The following is a 20498-nucleotide window of genomic DNA, read 5'->3' on the forward strand; positions in this document are numbered from 1 at the left end:
CGGTGGGACCTAAAAGTTGACCTGTACGCGCGTCTGCCAGACTTTTTCGGTCTGGAGACTCCGCACGTAGGGCAGCAGCACACCGCTGTTGCTGAAAGTTCCGGCGCCGTCGTTGTAGGACGTCTGCGAGTAGTCGAACATCAGCTTGTAGTTCGGGTTGAGCCACCAGTTGACGCCGAGCGCCCAGGTGGTCGCGTTCGCTACAGCGCTGCGCGGATCCGCGAAGGGATAGATCGGCTTTTCGGCCGTGCCGGTGTTCTCGAAAACGTCATTGTCGAAATTGATGGTCGAGAAACGCGCTGCTGCCTGGAACGCGCCCCAATGGCCCTCGAAGGGATCGAAGGGGTGACGCGGCTTGATGCCCTGGTTCAGAAAGACGTTGTCTTCCCCCGTCAGCACGTACGAGACGGTCGCATTCCAGGCCTGGCTGGTTTCGTTGGTCTTTGCCACGGCATGGCTCTGGCCGTTGACCACGGTTTGGTTCTCCAGATCCTGATCGGACAAGGCGTACTCGCCGACAAACTGGAACGGTCCATAGATCCAGTACATCTGCGGGTAGACGCGGTAAGCGGTGCCATCCGATCGGGCGTTCGAGTTGTAGCGAAAGATGGTGTTCAGGCCCGGGCTCTGAAAACTCGATAGCTGATCGTCATTCGGTTGCCCCCAGGTGCCGGCCACACCCAGACCAAGTCCCTCCAGCGGTTCGATGCCACTGTGCAGGAAGGGGTGCGAAAATATCCTGGCCTGAAGCTCTTTCGAGTCGTTCTGGTCGCTGTCGATGCTGCCGTTATTGCGCGATCCGTCGAAGATGCCGAACTGGTAACTCAAAAAATCCGGATATTGATACATCGGGAAGTTGCCGCCATAGGTCCGGTTCCGCTCCAGCTTGCTGAAATCCGTTCCGTGGTCGGGGCGGTCGAACTCGCCGTGCAACATGACGCCGACGTCTCGATTGGGCGCGAGCTGCGTCGGAAAGGCGCGCTCGATGAAGGGCAAGGCACTCGCACTCTGCAGACGCTCGAGACTGACCGGTGCCTTGAATTTGCCGGCTGCCAGACTCGCGTGGCGAAAGTAGCGAAAGTCGGTGTAGGCGTCGAACAAACGGAAGTTGCCACCGGCAAAATCCGGCATGATGCGATAGTCGAAATACTTCCAGACCGTACCCTCGATGATCGGGCGCACCCGACGCAGGTAGAACTTGTCGGCATACGAGTCGCCGTTGGTGTTGCCCGCCTGCTCGGTATCGTCCATGAAATAACTGCCGTCGGCCTGGATCAGCGCCCGCAGGTACATAATGAAGTTTTCGTCCTGTGAGATGACCTTGAGGCCCTGTGTGCCGAGTTCCTCGCTCTTCGGGAACTTGGTCAGCGCGGCTTTCTGGGTCTCTTCGTCGACTTCGACCTTGCGCTCCAACACGTTGACCTTTTGTTTGAGCTGCTTGACCTCATCGGCACTGGCTGCGGCAGCCGTTCCCGCCGCACCGGTGGCCGGAGTCGCTGCCGGGGACGGTGCCTTCGCCGCTTCGGATTCTTCCAGACGCTTCTCGAGGAGTAGCAGGCGCCGTTCCAAGGCTCGGTATTGGGCATCCGACACCATGGCTTCGGCGGAGTCGACACCGCCCACCAGGCCAGCGACGGCGATCGCCAGCACGGGAGCTTTTGTTGGTTGTTGCATGAAGGCTCTCCCTTTTTTGAAAAGAGAACCTCCGGTGGTCCGGTCAGTTCAGGGGGTAACTGTAGGTTCTACCGTCAGCCTCCCGTTGGGCGGGTCGGCGGGGAGAATTGGCTGGGCCTTGGTCAACGGCCCCGCTTCAAACGTTCGCGCTCCGGTGAGGAGCAACGGGGGGAGATGACAAAACGGCGCGACGGTGAAGCGTCGTTTTGCGCTGCGCCCAAGCGTCAGGGACTGGTCGCGGTTTGGTTGGGGAGCCGAAATTTCTCACGGCGCTCGATTTGCACGACCTTGCCGTCGTGCACGGTGATTTCTACGGCGCCGTACTGCAGACCATCGAGAGCGTCGAGTATGCGACCTTGAAGGGGTTGGGAGGAACGGGCGTCCGGTTTGTTCGCGGGCGTCGTGTGTTTCTGCATGCAGCCTGGCCTCGGTGGTTCAAGGAATGAAATGCTTCGGCGACAATGCTAGATGAGGTGTCCAATAACGACAAATAATAAAAACGCATTTCCTAATCGCGTTTCGTAATAATAAGCCGGCTGGCATGCGCTATGCGTGATTCGGGCAGGTGCAACCGCCCACGACGTTCCCGCGCTCGACGCCGTTTGACAGCGCACCACGGCCCGGCTAGGTTCCCCAGCATGGGCCTCCGCTTCCACACCGCTCGCCATGCACTCGCCCCTTGGGCCCACCGCTTGAACAGCCGCAGCGTACGCACGCTCCTGGTTGTCGTGGTCATGGCGGCCTTGTTGTGGAAGATCGATCGCGCGCAATTGCGCGACAGTCTGAGCGACTTTGATCCCTTGATAGGCGCCCTGTTGCTCATCGTCAATCTGGTGTTGACCGGTCTCTTCGCGTGGCGTTGGTGCACGATCGCCCGCGCGCTGGGCGTCGCGGCTCCTTTTCGGCTGTTCGCGCGCGCGATCTGGGTCAGCCAATGTGTGAGCGAACTCGGCCCGGCGCTCATCGTTGGTGAGTTGGCGCGCTTTCAGCAACTCCGACGCCATGCCGACAACTGGCCCTTGGTTATAAGCCAGATTCTGGACCGGCTTTCCGGCAAGGTGATATTGCTGCTGATCGTCGGAATGTTGACACCGCTGTATCTGGACTGGCTGGATTCCTTCCCCGCGCAGCAGATCGGATTCCTGATGCTGGTGCTGATCACCGGGATCACGCTCGTGGCCGTACTGCTAAGGCGCTTTTGGCCTATTGCCCGCCTGCATCCGCGGCGCGTGATCGCACTATGCAATCCGTTCAAAGCTCCGGGACACTACGGCTTGTCGGTGATCATTCAGCTCTTGCTCGCCAGCAATCTCGCTCTTAGTGCCTTGGGGATCGGGGTGTCGGAAGCGACCGCCAGCAGGGTCTTCCTGCTCGGTCCACTCGTACTACTGGGCGTGGGTGCGCTACCGGGTCTGGTTTCGGATTGGGGCAAGCGGGAAGCCCTGGCCATCGTGATCCTCGCGCCTTCGGGGCTGACGACGGAACAACGCCTTGCCGTATCGCTGATTTTTGGCTCGGCCCACTTGCTCGCTGTCCTGCCGGCGGCACTGTTGTTGTGCTCCCGCCGCCCACCGCCAGTGGCCGGGGAACCGCTCGACGGATCCCCTTAGTGCGCCCAGGAAAGGCGGTAAATCTGCGTCACGACAATGCCCGGATCGACACGGGAGGTCAGCGGTTCCGCTTCCCAGCGGTGCGTGCCGCGGTGGGGCGAAAATACTCCCTGGTCTCGCTCCTGATGACACCCGACAGCAGCAGCAATCCGATGAGGTTGGGCACCGCCATCATGCCGTTCATCAGGTCCGAAAAGCTCCATACCAGTTCCAGCTTCGTCATCGCCCCTACCATGATCATGGAGACGAACACGACCCGGTAAGGTTTGATTCCCCGCGGTCCGACGAGATACTCGATGGCCTTTTCTCCATAGTAGTTCCAGCCGATCAGCGTCGAGTAGCCGAACAGCGAAATCCCGAGAGTGACGATCAGGCCACCCGCCACGCCGAGCGTCTCGGCGAAGCTCGCCGCCGTCAGATCCGCCGCACTCACCCCGGATTTCCACGCATCCGCAGTCAGGATGATCAGCGCGGTCATGGAACAGACAACCAGGGTATCGATGAAGGTCTGAGTCATGCTGACCAGCGCCTGTTCCACCGGTGAACGGCTTCTTGCCGCGGCCGCGGCGATCGGCGCGGAGCCGAGTCCCGACTCATTCGAGAACACCCCGCGCGCGACTCCGTAACGGATTGCCGCCGCCACACCGGCACCCGCCATGCCGCCCTCGCCGGCCGCGGGTGTGAATGCATGACGGAAGATCAAGGCGAACGCACCTGGAAGTTCATCCCAGTTCATGGCCAGCACGACCAAGGCGGCACCGACGTAGCCCACGATCATGAATGGAACCAGAATCGAGGTGAAGCGTCCGATGGACTTGACGCCTCCCAGAATCACCAGGCCCGTCAGCAGCGTCATGGCGACACCACTTTGCCAATCGCGAAGACCAAACGACGAAGAGAGCGCTGCGGCGACCGAATTCGCCTGCGTCATGTTGCCGATGCCAAAGGTCGCCAGGGCCGTGAAAACAGCAAAGAGCCAGCCGAGACGGGGCAGTCCTGCGCCTTTCGCGAGGTAGTACATCGGCCCGCCGCGCATTCCATGCGGGCCCTTCTCCCGATACTTCACGGCCAGGACCGCCTCGGAGTACTTCGTCGCCATACCGACCAGCCCGGTCATCCACATCCAGAACACGGCACCGGGGCCACCGAGCGTGATGGCCGTCGCGACACCGACGATGTTCCCGATCCCCACCGTGGCGGCCAGCGCCGTCATCAAAGCCGCAAAATGGCTGATATCGCCGTCCGCGCCATGTTCCTTGCGCCAGATCAGTCTGAATGCCAGGGGCAGCCGCCGGAACTGCAAGCCCTTTAATAGGATCGTGAGATAGCAACCCGTCCCAACCAAGGCGACCAGCATCGGCGCGCCCCAAATCCAGCTCGACAGCAATGTGATGGCCGCTTCGACTTTTTCCATGATCCAGTGCTTTCAGGTCAATGTGGTGGGAAACCGAATGGGTTACGGAGTCCTCGGCCGATGCTGTTGCAGCGGTCCGCAGCCTGTAGTTGCAGCGGCCGTGCTCCTTAGCGTCTGTAGCAAGGCCGTTCTACGCACCTTGGCTTAGAACGACGACGCCGAAGTTTACCAGAGTGTGTCAAAGCCGCAGGCAGCGGTGTGAGGTGCAAAAGCGCCTGAGTCGGTACAGCGGAAAGTCGGTGGTCGGGCAAACGATATGCGGAAGGCCTTAACGGGTAACAGCGCCCGCGGAAGATCGGAGGGGAGGGGGTGACCTTCCGCGGGCTGGCCCAATGCCGTTGCCGTCCATCGAGCCTGCTGTCAGCCCCCGGAGAATTCCGTCTCTCGGGGACGATTGAAGTTTAGGAGACCTCGGCCAAACCAGCCTTCGATCGAAGATCTTCAATGGAACAGCAGGTCGGCGTCGTAGCCTTGTTCCTCGGCCCGTTGCTTCAACGTTTTCAGGGCGGCGTTCTGTAACTGCCGGACGCGCTCGCGCGGCAGGCAGCGCAAAGGCCCGAGCGAGTTCGACCTGAACTTCCCGGTTGGCAGCAAGACATCCGAGGGCGGCTAAGGGACGACAGAGGCAAGCAATTGAGCCGTGTGTTCCCTGGCGCCCAAGTCGCTGCTCTCCGCGACTGGTCGCAAGGAAAGCTTCTCGGCGAAGGCAGTGCGCGCAGTGACGGTGGCTGAGCCGGATCGGAACGGTGGGAATGGTGTCTGGCCTAACGGAAGATCTCGCAGTTCCAGCGCCTTGCGCGCGGCGCTGACGCGTGTCTGGCGCTGGGCCCAGCCGCTCAGGTTCGCGAGAAAGCAAGAAAGTGGTGCCTCGGGCCGGAATCGAACCGGCACGGGTGTTACCCCGCGGGATTTTAAGTCCCGTGTGTCTACCTGTTCCACCACCGAGGCCAAGGGGATCGTCAACTAGAATATCAGATAACCCGTGTAGCGGATCTGCGGGAGCGTCGGTTCGCCCCGCCGCTCCTGGTGTCACCCCGCTTACGGAAACCCGACACTCCAGGAGTAACGCAAATCATGCACCCCTATTCGCTGTCCCAATCGACCCTCGAGCCCATAAGAGCGATAGCGTTCCGTCGCGGGTGTCGACTGCCGCTCTGGCTGGCGTTCTTGCTTCTCACCGCCTGCGGAGACGGTGGGCCACGACTTCCGGCACTGTACCCGGATGCTTCCATCATTGCATTCGGCGACAGCATCACGTCGGGGGTTGGTGCAGCACCAGGCCAGGATTATCCAAGCCAGTTGGCGCGCCTGACCGGCTTCCGGGTGACGAACGCGGGCGTCCCCATGGAGGTGAGTGCCGAGGGCCTGGCTCGGCTGCCCGCGCTGCTGGATCAGAATCCCGCCGATCTTCTGATCCTCATTCACGGCGGAAATGACTTCCTGCGCCACCTGCCGCAGGAGCAGACGGCTGCGAATCTCAAGGCAATGATTGCCGAGGCCCGCAGCCGGGGGATCTCGGTCGTGATGCTAGGCGTACCGCAACCAGCCTTGTTCGGCTTGTCGAGTGCGGAGTTCTACAAACAAGTGGCAGACGCGACCGGCACACCGATCGACGGCGAAACGTTGCCGGCCATTTTGAGTGACAATTCCCTCAAGTCAGATCTGGTGCACCCCAACGACGAAGGCTATCACCGTCTTGCCGAAGCGACCGCCAGCCTGTTACGGGCCAGCGGCGCCTGGAGCGGCGCGGTGCGCTCAAACGACTGAAGCCGAATCCATTCCGCCTGGATGCGCACCGGAGGGGGCATTCAACGCACCACACATACGCCGACGATTCCGGATCATGAGCCGAGACGGGTATCGGGCGTTCCAGTCAGTGACCTTCCGCCGCCTGGTTCTTCTCGCACTCCAGCCCCGCCTCATGCGTTTCCAGCATACGTGAGCGACGAAAGTGCCAGGTAATATTCGCCCGGCCGCCCGAGACTTCCCCAACGGTCACGCAGGGTGAGGGGTAGAGCGTACGTCTTGAATCAATTGGCGGAGAGAGAGGGATTCGAACCCTCGATGGGCGTTTTGTGCCCATACTCCCTTAGCAGGGGAGCGCCTTCAGCCGCTCGGCCATCTCTCCGAAGTTTGGTTCGACTAGCAGGCTAGTCGTTGTCCGGCGCAGACCGGTCGTGTGCTCCCTGCGCTTGCTGTTCCTTTTTTATCCGTTCATAAATTTCTTCACGGTGAACGGAAACCTCTTTCGGGGCGTTGACTCCGATGCGGACTTGGTTACCTTTCACTCCGAGGACGGTGACCGTTACATCGTCGCCGATCATTAACGTCTCCCCAACCCTACGAGTCAAAATCAACATAGTTACTTCCTTTTCCGCCTCAACCCAACATCGCTGCAGGCACCAACCCTCTGGAGCTTAACTGCCACGCTTCAACCGCCTGGGAAGGTGCATATTAGCAAATTTTCGCTACCCGAGAAACAAGTTACTTCGGCTAGTCCGCATGATGCGAGTTTTCGAGTTGAAATGCTTCATGCAGCGCACGCACAGCCAATTCCAGGTACCGTTCATCGACAACCACTGAGATCTTGATCTCCGACGTGGAGATCATTCGAATATTGATCCCCTCGTTGGCCAAGGTTTCAAACATCTTGCTGGCGATACCCGCATGCGAACGCATGCCGACGCCGACGAGCGAAATCTTCACGATATGGGTGTCGCCCGTCACTTCCCGAGCACCCAACTCGCTCCTGCAGCCTTCCAGCACAGCCAGCGCTCGGCTGTAGTCATTCCGGTTGACAGTGAACGTGAAGTCGGTCGTTTTGTCGCCCGCGACATTTTGGACAATCATATCGACCTCAATGTTCGCAGCCGCGACCGGGCCCAGTATCGCGTGAGCGACGCCCGGACGGTCTGGCACTCCCTGAACGGTCAGCTTTGCTTCATCGCGATTGAACGCGATTCCGGAGATCAGTGCTTTCTCCACCCCTTGTTCCTCATAAGTGATCAGCGTTCCGGGCCCCTCCACGAAGCTGGAAAGCACCCGCAACGCCACGTTGTACTTGCCCGCGAACTCGACTGAACGGATCTGCAGAACCTTAGAACCCAGGCTGGCCATCTCGAGCATTTCCTCGAAGGTGATCCTGTCCAATCGACGCGCACGCGGTTCGATCCGCGGATCGGTGGTGTAGACACCGTCCACGTCGGTATAAATCAGACATTCATCAGCACGCAGGGCGGCTGCCAGCGCGACCGCTGTCGTGTCGGACCCTCCACGCCCCAGAGTGGTGATGTCGCCCGACTCGGTCACGCCCTGAAAGCCGGCGACGACCACGACCCGCCCCGCGGACAGATCCTCCCGGAGCCGCTCGGTGTCGATATCGAGGATCCGGGCCTTGGTGTGGGCCTGATCCGTGACGATCCTGACCTGTCCTCCGGTGTACGAGGCCGCTGGACAACCGCGCGCCTGCAGCGCGATGCTCAGCAGCGCGATGGTCACCTGTTCGCCTGTTGAGAGCAGGACGTCCATCTCCCGCGGATCCGGCGAACCGTCGATTTCGTGCGCCAGAGCGACGAGCCGGTTCGTTTCGCCGCTCATCGCCGAGACGACCACGACCACCTGTTCGCCGCGCTCACGCGCCGCAATCACCTTATTCGCGACTTCTTTGATCCGCTCGACCGATCCGACCGAGGTCCCACCGTATTTGTGAACGTACAGCGCCATCGTTGCTTGAATAGTTGTTGGTTGCCCGCTATTGGAGCCTGGATCGCACCCATGGCACGACGCCGGCCAGCGCATTCGGCAGGCCCGATGCATCAGTGCCCCCGGCTTGCGCGAGATCGGCGCGTCCACCGCCCTTGCCGCCGACCTGCGCCGCTACCTGAGCGATGAGTTCTCCCGCCTTAAAGCGCGCGGTGTGATCCTGAGTGACGCCGGCCACCAGGCTCACTTTTCCGTCCTTCACGGCAGCGAGCACGATGACGGCTGAGCCTAACTTCTGTTTCAGCTGATCGACGAGATCCCGGAGCGTCTTGGCATCCGCGTCGGGGATCTCCACGGCAAGAACGCGGATGCCCTCGACGTCCACCGCTTCGCCTGCCAGATCGCTTCCGGCCGAACTGGCCGCCTTGGCCTTGATCCGCTCCAGTTCCTTCTCCAACGCCCGGCTTCGCTCCAGCACCTGCTGCAGGCGCTCGTCGAGTTGTTCCCGGTTGGCCTTGATGCGCATGGCCACGGTCTGTAGCAGCTGTTCGCTTGCCGTGACCCAGGCGCCGGCCTTCTCGCCCGTGACGGCTTCGATCCGCCGAATACCGGAAGCCACGCCGGTTTCCGCAACGATCTTGAAGAACCCGATATCCCCGACCCGGGACACGTGAGTGCCCCCGCACAGCTCGGTCGAGAAGTCACCCATGCGAAGCACGCGAACTTCGTCACCATATTTCTCGCCGAATAGCGCCATGGCGCCCGCGGACAAGGCTTCATCGCGCGGCATCACGGTGGCGTCCACCGCCCAATTATGCCGAATCTGACCATTCACCAGATGCTCGATGGCGACGAGCTGATCCGCATGAACGGGTTCGAAGTGCGCGAAGTCGAAGCGCAAGCGCTCGGGATTGACCAGCGACCCCTTCTGAGTGACGTGGTCTCCGAGAATCCGCCGCAAAGCCGAATGCAGCAGATGCGTTGCCGAATGATTGGCGGCGGTCATCGCTCGAGCGGTGGCATCGACGAGGGCACGACAGGGCTGATCGACACCAATGACGCCTTCGGTGACCCGGCCGTGATGCAGGATCACATCGGCACCCTGACGTTGCGTGTCGTCGACCTCGAATCGACCCTTCGCCGTTTCGATCCAGCCGCGATCGCCGCACTGCCCGCCGGACTCGGGATAAAAAGGCGTCCGCTCCAGCACGATGACACTGCGTCCCCCCGCGGGCAGCGAATCAACCACTTCGCCTTCATGCAACAGCGCCACGACCCGCGACTCGGTGACCAATTCCTCGTAGCCGGTGAACTGGCAGGCCTGCGCGATGCGCAGGTCGGGTCCGTGACCCACCTTGAAATGACTCGCAGCTCGCGCCCGCTGGCGCTGTCCGGCCATCGCCTGCTCGAAACCGGCCATGTCCACCGACAAGCCGTGTTCGCGTGCCACGTCGGCGATCAAATCGACGGGAAAACCATAGGTATCGTAAAGTTGGAACGCCGTCTCACCCGGGATCACCTGTCCCGGCAGTTCGGCAATACACGCTTCCAGAATCCGCATGCCTTGCTCCAGCGTCTCGGCAAAGCGGCGCTCCTCGCGTTCCAGGGCCTTCTCGACCGTATCCCGCGCACGTGGCAATTCCGGGTAGGCTGCGCCCATCTCGTCGCATAAGGGCCCAACCAACCGGTAGAAGAACGTTTCGCGAATGCCGAGCTTGTAGCCGTGGCGGATAGCGCGGCGGATGATACGCCTCAGCACGTAGCCCCGCCCCTCGTTCGACGGCAGCACGCCGTCAGCGATCAGAAAGGCGCTGGAGCGTATATGGTCGGCAACCACGCGCAGCGAGCTGTGCGTCAGGTCCGAGGTTCCGGCCAGCCGCGCCGCCGCCGCCACCAAACCGCGAAACAGGTCAGTATCGTAATTGTTGTGGACGCCCTGCATGACGGCAGCGAGCCGTTCCAGGCCCATGCCGGTATCGACCGAGGGCTTAGGCAGCGGCGTCAAGGTCCCATCCTGGGCTCGTTCGTACTGCATAAACACCAGGTTCCAGATTTCGACGTAGCGGTCGCCCTCCGCGTCTTCCGACCCGGGCGGACCACCTGGAACGGTGGGACCATGATCGTAGAAGATCTCGGTGCAAGGGCCGCAGGGGCCGGTATCGCCCATCGCCCAGAAGTTGTCCTTGCCGGCGATCCGCGTAAAGCGCGCAGGACTCACACCCACGTCGTTCAGCCAGATGGACTCGGCCTCGCCGTCATCGATATAGACCGTCACCCACAGTCGCTCAGCGGGGAGCGCCAGCGTCTGCGTCAGGAACTCCCAGGCGAAGCCGATCGCCTCGCGCTTGAAGTAGTCGCCGAAACTGAAGTTGCCCAACATCTCGAAAAAGGTGTGATGGCGAGCGGTGTAACCCACATTCTCGAGGTCATTGTGCTTGCCGCCGGCCCGGACGCAACGCTGGGACGAGGTTGCACGAACGTAGGGTCGGTCCTCACGTCCCAGGAAAACGTCCTTGAACTGTACCATCCCCGCATTGGTGAACAGCAAGGTGGGGTCATCCCCGGGCACAAGCGAACTGGAGGCCACGATCGTGTGTCCTCGTTCTTCAAAGAAGCGAAGGAAAAGCGAACGCAACTCTGCGCTGGTCATACGCGATTCAGTGGTTTGGCAAATCGGAAAAGGAGTCGCGGGGCAAAGGCGATTGCATCACGCGACGTATCTGTTCGCTGCTGAACCCGCGCTGCAGCAAGTAGCGCCAGCGCGATTGCAGGTCCCGGTCGGAAGTGGGAGGGCCGGCCCCGAAACGCTTTCGGTAGAGCCGTTCCAGCACGGCGTCCCAGTCGATGTCCTCGTCGGGGATCACGGAAGGATCCACACCCATCTGGCGGAGTTCACTCACGACGCGCATCCGCCCATAACCCTGCTCGGCGCGCCTACGCACGATCATCGCCGCGAAGCGGCTGTCATCGAGCAAGCCCTCGGCGGAAAGCGACGCGAGTACCGTGCCCACGCTGTCCGCGGAAAAGCCCTTGGCTCGTAGCCGCTGCGCCAATTCCGCCCGAGCATAGTCACGACGCGCCAGATACCGCAGGCTGACTGCACGGATCTCGGCCGCGACTGTATCGGATGTCAGAAGTCGCTCGCTTCGACGCTGTCCGAACGCGCCGCCGAATCCACCGTCGTCTTGCTCGCCGTGAGCGTCTTTTCCCGCACCCGGGCCTCGATCTCGGCCGCGAGTTCCGGCCTTTCGCGCAGCAGCTTCTTCACGTTGTCCTTGCCCTGCCCCACGCGTTCGTTCCCGTAGCTGTACCATGACCCGGCTTTGGTAAGGATGTCGTATTGAACACCGAGGTCGACGAGTTCCCCCTCGTAGGAAACGCCTTCACCGTAGATGATCTCGAAGTCGGCCTGGCGGAACGGTGGCGCCACCTTGTTCTTGACCACCTTGACGCGGGTCTCGTTCCCGATCACCTCATCCCCATCCTTGATTGCCCCCTGCCGCCGGATGTCCAGCCGCACGGAGGCATAGAATTTCAGTGCGTTGCCGCCGGTGGTCGTCTCGGGGCTGCCGAACATCACGCCGATCTTCATGCGGATCTGGTTGATGAAGATCACGAGCGTGTTCGAACGCTTGATGTTGGCGGTCAGCTTGCGTAGTGCCTGGGACATCAGTCGCGCCTGGAGACCCACATGGGCATCGCCCATTTCACCCTCGATCTCGGCCTTCGGCGTCAGCGCCGCGACGGAATCGATGACGACCACGTCCACGCCCCCGGAGCGCACCAGCATGTCCGCGATCTCCAGCGCCTGCTCCCCGGTATCAGGCTGGGACACGAGAAGATCGTCGAGATTGACCCCGATCTTTTGGGCATACACCGGATCCAGGGCATGCTCTGCGTCGACGAAGGCTGCGACGCCGCCCAGCCGTTGCGCCTGGGCGATGACTTCCAGTGTCAGTGTGGTCTTGCCGGACGATTCAGGCCCATAGATTTCCACGACGCGCCCACGGGGCAGACCACCGACGCCGAGCGCGATGTCGAGCGACAGCGACCCCGTCGGAATGACCTCGATATCCCGGGCGCCCGCAGCGTCACCCATGCGCATGACCGAGCCCTTGCCGAACTGTTTCTCGATCTGCAGCAATGCCGCACTGAGCGCCTTCTTTCTATTGTCGTCCATTTACCTGCATCCACATCAGTAAACGGGGTCATTATTTCATACTGCCGCCAGCGGGAGTAGATTGCAGACGCCAGCGCCGGAGCACACGGTACTCGGACCCCGACGGGCGGAGCGTGGATTCCACCAGGACGACCGACTCGACCGGCCAGATGATCGTCGGGGTCGCGGGCGGAAACGGCACGGTCAGGCATACCTTGCGACCCAGCGTGACGTGCGGTATCGGCGCCAAAGCTTCCGGGTTTGCGGAGCCGCGGTCGAGCGCCGCGCGCAGGCCTGCCTCGAGCTCGCCCCACTCAGGAGGCACGACACTGGGCTCCATCCACAGCAGCTGGCGGCGGCGCCGATATCGCAGCTGATTCAGTTGCAGCGTGAAGGACGCAGCGTCGGGTTCCCGCTGATGGCAAAGATACTCCAGCTGCGCCGGGGATACGGAGCCTAGGAACCGCAGCGTGATGTGGAAGTTCTCGGCGCGAACCCAGCGCGCTTGCGCGTGCTGGGCCAGCTCCAGGACGCTGGCCTCGAGCGCGGCGCGAACGCCGTCGCTCGGCCAAAGGGCGTAGAAGACCCGGTGCCGGGCGCGGGTTGCGTCAGCTTCGCAGGGCATCGAGCAGGCCTCGCAATGCCGCCTCGATCGACTGCCGGCGTACAGCGGCGCGGTCGCCTTCGAAGTGGAAACAGCGCGAGCAGCCCTGCCCGTGTGCCGCGCTCCAATGGATCCAGACCGTCCCAACCGGCTTGTCAGCCGATCCGCCGGCCGGTCCCGCGATCCCACTGATCGCGATGGCCCAGTCGGCTCCGAGGCGTGCCAACGCACCTCGCGCCATCGCCGCCACGGTTTCCTCGCTGACTGCGCCGCAGCGAACCAGCACCTCCGGCGCTACCCCCAGCAATTCCGTCTTGGCGTGGTTGCTGTAGGTCACGAAGGCGGCTTCAAACCAGGCGGATGCGCCCGCGATCGCAGTCAGGGTCTCGGCTATGCCGCCTCCGGTACACGACTCGGCCGTAATCAGGGTGTCGCCCCGCTTCCCCAGCGCCGCACCCACCTCGCCTGCCAGCCCGATCAGCGCTTCATCGTTCATGTAAACTGCCCCGTCTGCCGAACTTCATTGTATCCCAGCCCCCGATGTCCACCTCCGCGTCCCCCCCCGCGATGCCGGCGCATACGCCGATGATGCAGCAGTATCTCGGGATCAAGGCCGATTTCCCGAACACCCTGCTGTTCTATCGGATGGGCGACTTCTACGAGCTATTCTTCGACGATGCCCGCTGTGTCGCCGCGCTGCTGGACATCACGCTGACCTCCCGTGGCGAATCCGGCGGTCAACGCGTACCGATGGCCGGGATCCCATATCATGCGGCGGAAGCTTATCTGGCGCGACTCCTCAAGGCCGGCAAGTCGGTCGCGATCTGCGAGCAAGTGGGCGAATCCCTGCGCGGCAAGGGCCCGATGGAGCGCAAGGTCGTCCGGATCCTCACGCCCGGCACCGTGACCGACGATTCGCTGCTGGACGAACGACGCGACAACCTGCTCACCGCGATCAACTGCGGCAGCGGCGGTCGCATCGGACTGGCGACCCTCGAGTTGGCGGCCGGCCGTTTCGCCGTGCAGGAGCTGCTTTCCGCGGAGGCACTGGCGGCCGAGTTGGAACGTCTCCGCCCCGCCGAGATACTGGTCGCCGAACATTCCGAGATCGCGCAATCGCTCGCGGCCGAACTTGCGCTGACGCCGCGCGCCCCGTGGCATTTCGAACCCGCCAGTGGCGAGCAGTTGCTGCTCCGGCAATTCGCCACCCGCGATCTGTGCGCCTTCGGCTGCGAGGGCATGCCGGCCGCCATCGGCGCCGCCGGTGCGCTGCTCCAGTATCTGCAGGAGACACAGCGCTCGGCGCTAACCCATCTGCGAGGACTGCGCGTGGAGTCCAGCGAGGACATGATCGTGCTCGATGCGGCGACGCGCCGAAATCTGGAACTCGATACGCATCCCTCGGGACGGGCCGACCTGACCCTGCTCGGCGTACTCGACCATACGGTTACGGCGATGGGTAGCCGGATGCTCCGGCGCTGGCTGCAGCGGCCGCTGCGGGCGCGCGACCGCCTCGAGGCACGCTACGACGCGATCGATACGCTACTTCGTTCGGAAGCGCTCGACGCCCTGAGGGAACACCTGCGCTCCGTCGCGGATATCGAACGCATCGCTGCACGCATCGCACTGCTGTCGGCCCGACCGCGGGATCTCGCACTTCTGCGTCAAACACTACAGTCACTGCCCCAGCTACGTCAGGCGTTGGCGCTGCTGGAATCCTGCCCGCTGCTCGCCGATGTCTACGAGCGCGTCGGCGACCACGCTGAGGTGTGCAGCCTCCTGGAACGGGCGATCATCCCCGAGCCCCCTGTGCTGATCCGGGATGGCGGAGTGATGGCCCCGGGCTACGACGCGGAACTGGATGGCTTGCGCAACCTCAGCGAGAACGCCGACGGGATGCTGGTCGACTTGGAAACCCGGGAACGGGAACGATCGGGCATCGGTTCGCTGCGGATCAACTTCAACCGGGTGCACGGGTTCTACATCGAGTTGTCCCGCGCGCAAGCCGAGCGCGCCCCGGAGCATTTCCAGCGGCGCCAGACCTTGAAGAATGCCGAGCGTTTTACGACTCCGGAACTGCGTGCATTCGAAGCCCAGGTGCTCGGCGCACGCGAGCGCGCATTGGCCTGCGAACGGGCGCTGTACGAGGGTTTGTTGGTGTCGCTCGGCCAACACGTCGCCGCGTTGCAGCGCTGTGCCGATGCGCTGGCGGAGCTGGACGTCATCGGAACCCTCGCGGATCGCGCAGTCGCTCTGAACTATCAGCGCCCCACCCTGGTGCCGGGCAGCCGGCTCCGCGTCGTGGATGGCCGGCACCCGGTCGTCGAGCGAACCCTGCAACTTCCTTTCACCCCCAACGACCTGCATCTGGACGGCGAACGCCGGATGCTGATCATCACGGGTCCGAACATGGGGGGCAAATCGACCTACATGCGTCAGGCCGCACTGATCAGCCTGCTGGCCCACATCGGCAGCTTCGTACCCGCAGAAAGAGCCGAGATCGGCACCATCGACCGCATCTTCACCCGCATTGGGGCAGCGGACGATCTCGCCACGGGACGCTCGACCTTCATGGTCGAAATGACCGAGACCGCGCAAATCCTGCACAACGCCACGGAACACAGCCTCGTCCTGATGGATGAAGTCGGCCGCGGCACGAGCACCTTCGACGGGCTGTCGCTCGCCTGGTCCGTCGCGCTGACCCTGGCGCGCGAAACGAAGAGCCTGACCCTATTCGCCACGCATTACTTCGAGTTGACGACCCTGCCGGAGCAGAGCGATGCGATCCGCAATGTGCACCTCGACGCGCTCGAACATGGCGACCGCATCGTCTTCCTGCATCAAGTCAAGGAGGGACCGGCTAGCCAGAGCTATGGATTACAGGTCGCCGCGCTCGCCGGCGTGCCGCGGCGCGTCATTGACGAAGCGCGGTCGGTGCTCCGCCGCCTGGAGCGCCAGGCCTGTGAGCAGTCGATGACCGACGATGGACCACGACAGATGGATCTGTTCGTCGATGGCCGCAATGATCGCCTGGCCGAACGCTTGAAGTCACTGGACCCGGACGCGATGACGCCGCGCGAGGCGTTGGAGGTCCTATATCAGCTCAAGGAATTGACCGACAGATGAACGGGGGCCGTGCCATAAGGCGACGCGCCCCGGCACGCGGTGACCGGGGCTCCGGGTGATCAACCCTTCTTTTCGTCGCCCAACAACTGCAGCAACTGGGCCGCGGGTACGTAACCGGGGAGCACACTGCCTTTTTCGGTCACGATCATCGGCGTTCCGGACGCTCCCATGGCGGTCCCCAGCGCCATGTGTTTGGTCACCGGGTTGTCGCAGTTCTTCTCGGGCAGGGCCTCCCCCTTCTTGGCCTGTGTCAGCGCCTGGGTTCGGTTGTCGGCGCACCAGACGCTGACGGCCTTGTTGTAGGAATCGGAGCCTTCGCCCGCCCGCGGGTAGAACAGGTACCGAATTTCGATACCGGCGTCGAGGTACTGTTTGATCTCGGAATGGAGCTTGCGGCAGTAACCGCAGTCGATATCGGTGAAAACGTACGCGATATGCTTGGTCTTCTGGGGCTTGAAGACGATCATGTTGGCCGTGCCGACCTTGTTCAACGCGCCCACGCGAGCCTGTGCCAAGCGCGGCTCGGTCAAGTCCTGCCGCGAATTCACGTCCACCAGGGAGCCCTGGATCAGATAGGCGCCGTCTTCCGATACATAAAACAGCTTGGGGCCGTAGAGAACCTCGTAGAGCCCTTTCAACTTGGTGGGCTGTATCGAATCCGGTTCCATACCGGGCAAGGCTCTCTGCAACGCATCGCGTATGGCCTTTTCATCGGCGAGTGCCACGGTCGGGCCTGCAAGAACCACGGCAAAGGCCACTAAAGCAAGCGAGAGAAACTGTTTCATAGAAATTCCGAAAATGGCAGGGTAGGCAGCCCGGTGTGAGCGCCGCCGAAACCTAACTCAGCAGACGTTCGAGATCCAAATAGAATGCAAGACTCATCAATGAGATCAGAATGAACAGTCCGACCTGCTGACACAACATGACGGTCTGCTCGGACAATGGGCGACCCTTGACCCACTCGATCGCGTACAGCGTCAGGTGGCCACCGTCCAGGATTGGGATCGGCAACAGGTTCAACACGCCGAGACTCACGCTGATCGCTGCGAGGAACTTCAGGAACTGCGCCAGACCCAGCCGTGCCGACGCGCCGGCGTACTGGGCGATGCTGAGTGGCCCGCTGAGGTTCTCCAGCGCCGCCTTGCCGATGAGCATACGGCCGATCATCTTCAGCGTCAGGAAGGAGTAATCCGCGGTTTTCGCAGTGGCAGCAACCAGCGCGGGGATGAAATCCAGGCGATAGGTGACCTGCATCTCCTCTTCGATTTCCGCAGGAATTCGCGCCGAGGCGCCGATACGCCCGCTGACGACCCCGCCCGCCGTTTCCACGCGGGCCGGTGTGATCTGCAAGGGTATCTCTTCGGAACCGCGGCGAACGATCAGGTGAATGACGGTTTCGGGACGCGCTCGCACGATCCTGACCCATTCCTGCCACGTTGCGACTGGAACTTCGTCAGCACGGATCACCCGATCACCTGACTGGAGCCCCGCCACCTCGGCGCGACTTCCAGGCTCGACCCTTTCGACGACCGGGTCGAGATCGGGCTGCCACGGCGTCAAGCCAAGCCGGTCGTAGAGTTGATCCGGAGATCGCGCGACTTCGGCCGGGACACGCAGGCCAAGCTGGCGGGTCTCGCCTGCCGCCGTGCGTACGGTGACATCGACCTGCTCCGCATCCATGACCTTCTCGACCAACTGCCCCATGGCTTCGCCCCACGTCGGCGTTGGCTCGTCATCGACTGCGAGAATTTCATCGCCGCTGACGAAACCGGATTCAGCTGCCAGAGTGCCCGGGGTCACCTCGCCCAACACGGGCCTCACGCCAGGCTCACCGACCATGAACACGACCCAGTACAGCACAATCGCCAGTAGGAAATTCGCCAATGGGCCCGCAATCACAATGGCTGCGCGACTCGCCAGAGGCTGGCGGTTGAAAGCTCGCGGCAAATCCTCAGGAGCTACCGGGCCCTCACGCTCGTCCACCATCCGCACGTAGCCACCCAGCGGCACCGCCGAAACCACGAACTCAGTCGCCTCAGGCCCGTTCTGGCGCCTCCAGATCGCGCGTCCGAAGCCGATCGAAAAGCGCAGAACCTTCACACCCAAGCGTCGTGCAACCCAGAAGTGACCAAATTCGTGTACGGCGATCAGAACCGTCAGCGCAGCGACAAAGGACAGGAGGGTGTGAATCATGGAAGGCATGGCATCAAGCGGTCGAGGCTTTCTCCAGATAAAGGCTGGCGGTGTGACGGGTGGTGCGGTCGGCATCCAACACGTCGTCGAGGCTACCAACCGCCGAAGCCGGGAGCACGTCCAGGCAATGACGGATCGTCTCGGCAATCGCCGTGAATCGGATGCGGCCGTCCAGGAAGCTCGCCACCGCCATCTCGTTGGCGGCATTGAGGATGGCGGGGGCCGTTCCACCCGCCCTGACCGCCTGATAGGCCAGCGGCAGGCACGGGAAACGCTGCGTATCCAGTTCAACGAACTCTAAACGTCCGACCTTGAACAGATCCAAAGGTTCGGCCCCCGATTCCACGCGGTCAGGCCAACCCATCGCGTGAGCGATCGGGATACGCATATCCGGGTTGCCCATCTGAGCCAGCACGGAACCATCTACATAGTCCACCATCGAGTGAATGACGCTCTGAGGATGGACGACGACCGTAACCTCGTCAGGCGAGAGATCGAACAACAGGCAGGCCTCGATCACCTCCAGGCCCTTGTTCATCATCGTCGCCGAATCGACCGAGATCTTGCGGCCCATTACCCAGTTCGGATGCGCGACTGCCTGCTCCGGCGTCATGTGCGCCAGAGTCTCCAGCGGCGCCTTCAGAAACGGCCCACCCGACGCGGTCAGCATGATCTTCCGGACCTCGCGGGCCCGGGTGCCGGCGCGATAACTGGCGGGCATGCACTGAAAGATCGCGTTGTGCTCACTGTCGATCGGCAGTAACTCGGCGCCCGAAAGTCGGATGGCCGCCATGAACAGCGGTCCGGACATCACCAGGGCTTCCTTGTTTGCCAACAGTACACGCTTACCCTTCTGGGCAGCGGCCAGGGTCGGCAGCAAGCCTGCGGCACCGACGATCGCCGCCATCACGGTATCCACCTCCGGCAGGGATGCGACGTGTTCCAAACCCGATGCGCCCGCCAGGATCTCGACGCCGCGCACGCCCCGGGCTTCCAACTTTTCGCGCAACGGCTGTCGCTGTTCCGGGTCGACGACCACCGCATAGGTCGGGCGGTGGGCGGCGCATTGCTCGGCCAGGCGCTCGATATTGCGGTTTGCCGTCAGGGCGACGACACACAGTTCGTCCGGATGCCGAGCAGCGACATCGAGTGTATTGACGCCGATCGATCCGGTGGAGCCGAGGACGCAAAGCCGTTTCACAGGAAGATCTCCCGCAGATAAGAACCCAGGTAGAAGATCGACACGGCTGCAACCAGACTGTCCACGCGGTCCAGCACCCCGCCATGCCCAGGAAACAGCGCGCCACTGTCCTTGACCCCGCGCTGGCGTTTCAACAAGCTCTCGAAAAGGTCCCCCGCGATCGAAATGATCACCGTCACCAGGGATAGCACCACGAAGTCCGAGATGACAATGGGCTTGAAGTCGAAATAGATCCCCACGCCGGCAGCGTACAGCGCTGAAATCAGCAGCGCTCCATAAACCCCTTCGACGGTCTTGCCGGGGCTGATCTGCGGCACGAGTTTCGTGCGCCCGAACCGCTTCCCGGCGAAATAGGCGGCGGCGTCGGCCAGCCAGATCAATAACACCAGGAACAAGACCTGCTTGACGCCGAAATTGACCCGGAGCCATAGCATCAGTATCCAGGCCGTCAGCAGTACGAACCAGCCGATCACCAGCTTCACGGCAGTCGGGTAGCGCCAGGCCAGCACGCGGTCTGGAGCCATGCGCAGTGCCATGCCGACGACGAACCACCATGCAGCGACAACCCACGGCAGCCAATCAATCGCGTAATTGGCCCAGTATTTGCCGGAGACCTGGCAGGCAATCAGCGCTCCGACAAAAACCAGCCGGGCCGGCACCCCGGCCAGACCCGCCAGACCCGACCATTCCCAGGCCGCTACGGCAAGGACCACACCCCACAAAAAGGCGAACCACAGGGGCGGCAACTGCAAAATGGCCAGGACGATCAACGGCGCCAACACCGCGGCCGTGATCAGGCGGATTTTCAACATGGC

The 20498-nt window shown here is 62.4% G+C and carries 17 protein-coding genes and 2 tRNA genes; 3 read left to right on the forward strand and 16 right to left on the reverse strand.

The window, feature by feature from the left end:
- Positions 1–9 precede the first annotated feature (9 nt).
- Both BWR02_RS12440 and BWR02_RS12445 read right to left on the reverse strand, forming a co-directional pair.
- Positions 10–1674, reverse strand: a complete 1665-nt coding sequence (locus BWR02_RS12440; RefSeq protein WP_139558083.1) for an OprO/OprP family phosphate-selective porin — start codon at positions 1672–1674, stop codon at positions 10–12.
- 224 nt (positions 1675–1898) lie between these two features.
- Entirely contained in the window at positions 1899–2090 is a 192-nt protein-coding gene (locus tag BWR02_RS12445) for a YezD family protein (protein ID WP_139558084.1), read from the reverse strand.
- Between the two features lie 222 nt (positions 2091–2312).
- On the opposite strand from BWR02_RS12445, the gene BWR02_RS12450 reads away from it, so the two are divergent.
- Positions 2313–3284 (forward strand): lysylphosphatidylglycerol synthase transmembrane domain-containing protein, encoded by a 972-nt coding sequence (locus BWR02_RS12450; RefSeq protein WP_162560124.1) that lies wholly within the window; start codon positions 2313–2315, stop codon positions 3282–3284.
- Positions 3285–3342: 58 nt separating this feature from the next.
- On the opposite strand, the gene BWR02_RS12455 is transcribed toward BWR02_RS12450, so the two are convergent.
- Both BWR02_RS12455 and BWR02_RS12460 read right to left on the reverse strand, forming a co-directional pair.
- A complete protein-coding gene (locus BWR02_RS12455) occupies positions 3343–4698 on the reverse strand; it encodes an alanine/glycine:cation symporter family protein (RefSeq protein ID WP_139558086.1) in 1356 nt (451 codons plus the stop codon).
- Positions 4699–5559: 861 nt separating this feature from the next.
- Positions 5560–5646, reverse strand: a tRNA-Leu gene (locus BWR02_RS12460).
- Positions 5647–5772: 126 nt separating this feature from the next.
- Between BWR02_RS12460 and BWR02_RS12465 the strand changes: the two genes are divergently transcribed.
- Entirely contained in the window at positions 5773–6465 is a 693-nt protein-coding gene (locus BWR02_RS12465) for a GDSL-type esterase/lipase family protein (RefSeq protein ID WP_139558087.1), read from the forward strand.
- Between the two features lie 268 nt (positions 6466–6733).
- Here BWR02_RS12465 and BWR02_RS12470 read toward each other — a convergent pair.
- From BWR02_RS12470 to BWR02_RS12505, 8 genes are all read right to left on the reverse strand, one after another.
- Positions 6734–6826: transfer RNA gene (locus BWR02_RS12470), tRNA-Ser, on the reverse strand.
- Between the two features lie 22 nt (positions 6827–6848).
- A complete protein-coding gene (csrA, locus tag BWR02_RS12475; protein WP_129884118.1) occupies positions 6849–7058 on the reverse strand; it encodes a carbon storage regulator CsrA in 210 nt (69 codons plus the stop codon).
- 133 nt (positions 7059–7191) lie between these two features.
- Positions 7192–8421: an aspartate kinase gene (locus BWR02_RS12480; RefSeq protein WP_139558088.1), complete on the reverse strand. Its 1230-nt coding sequence runs from the start codon at positions 8419–8421 to the stop codon at positions 7192–7194.
- A 28-nt stretch (positions 8422–8449) separates the two neighbouring features.
- A complete protein-coding gene (gene alaS / locus BWR02_RS12485; protein ID WP_139558089.1) occupies positions 8450–11050 on the reverse strand; it encodes an alanine--tRNA ligase in 2601 nt (866 codons plus the stop codon).
- Between the two features lie 7 nt (positions 11051–11057).
- Complete coding sequence (locus tag BWR02_RS20900; protein WP_407941075.1) at positions 11058–11534, reverse strand: regulatory protein RecX; 477 nt, start codon at positions 11532–11534, stop codon at positions 11058–11060.
- Entirely contained in the window at positions 11531–12580 is a 1050-nt protein-coding gene (recA, locus tag BWR02_RS12495; protein WP_139558091.1) for a recombinase RecA, read from the reverse strand. Before recA ends, BWR02_RS20900 begins: the two co-directional genes overlap by 4 nt.
- Positions 12581–12611: 31 nt before the next feature.
- Positions 12612–13184, reverse strand: a complete 573-nt coding sequence (gene thpR, locus BWR02_RS12500; RefSeq protein WP_139558092.1) for an RNA 2',3'-cyclic phosphodiesterase — start codon at positions 13182–13184, stop codon at positions 12612–12614.
- On the reverse strand, positions 13168–13659 hold the full coding sequence (locus BWR02_RS12505; RefSeq protein WP_139558093.1) for a CinA family protein: 492 nt from the start codon (positions 13657–13659) through the stop codon (positions 13168–13170). Before BWR02_RS12505 ends, thpR begins: the two co-directional genes overlap by 17 nt.
- Before the next feature lie 44 nt (positions 13660–13703).
- On the opposite strand from BWR02_RS12505, the gene mutS reads away from it, so the two are divergent.
- The gene (mutS, locus tag BWR02_RS12510) at positions 13704–16289 is read left to right on the forward strand and encodes a DNA mismatch repair protein MutS (RefSeq protein WP_139558094.1); all 2586 of its coding nucleotides are present in this window, start codon (positions 13704–13706) and stop codon (positions 16287–16289) included.
- A 59-nt stretch (positions 16290–16348) separates the two neighbouring features.
- On the opposite strand, the gene BWR02_RS12515 is transcribed toward mutS, so the two are convergent.
- Genes BWR02_RS12515 through BWR02_RS12530 form a run of 4 tightly spaced genes read right to left on the reverse strand, consistent with a single transcriptional unit; the run spans position 16349 to position 20495 of the window.
- Positions 16349–17074, reverse strand: coding sequence for a DsbC family protein (locus BWR02_RS12515; RefSeq protein ID WP_139558095.1), 726 nt, complete (start codon positions 17072–17074; stop codon positions 16349–16351).
- A 52-nt stretch (positions 17075–17126) separates the two neighbouring features.
- On the reverse strand, positions 17127–18482 hold the full coding sequence (gene rseP / locus BWR02_RS12520) for an RIP metalloprotease RseP (RefSeq protein ID WP_236102208.1): 1356 nt from the start codon (positions 18480–18482) through the stop codon (positions 17127–17129).
- 13 nt (positions 18483–18495) lie between these two features.
- Positions 18496–19683 carry a 1-deoxy-D-xylulose-5-phosphate reductoisomerase gene (gene ispC, locus BWR02_RS12525; RefSeq protein WP_139558097.1) on the reverse strand — a complete coding sequence of 396 codons (1188 nt, stop codon included), beginning with the start codon at positions 19681–19683 and terminating at the stop codon, positions 18496–18498.
- Entirely contained in the window at positions 19680–20495 is an 816-nt protein-coding gene (locus tag BWR02_RS12530) for a phosphatidate cytidylyltransferase (protein WP_139558098.1), read from the reverse strand. The genes ispC and BWR02_RS12530 overlap by 4 nt, the downstream gene beginning before the upstream one ends.
- Positions 20496–20498: the final 3 nt, after the last annotated feature.

It is taken from the genome of Methylotetracoccus oryzae (genome assembly GCF_006175985.1).
Lineage (GTDB): Bacteria > Pseudomonadota > Gammaproteobacteria > Methylococcales > Methylococcaceae > Methylotetracoccus > Methylotetracoccus oryzae.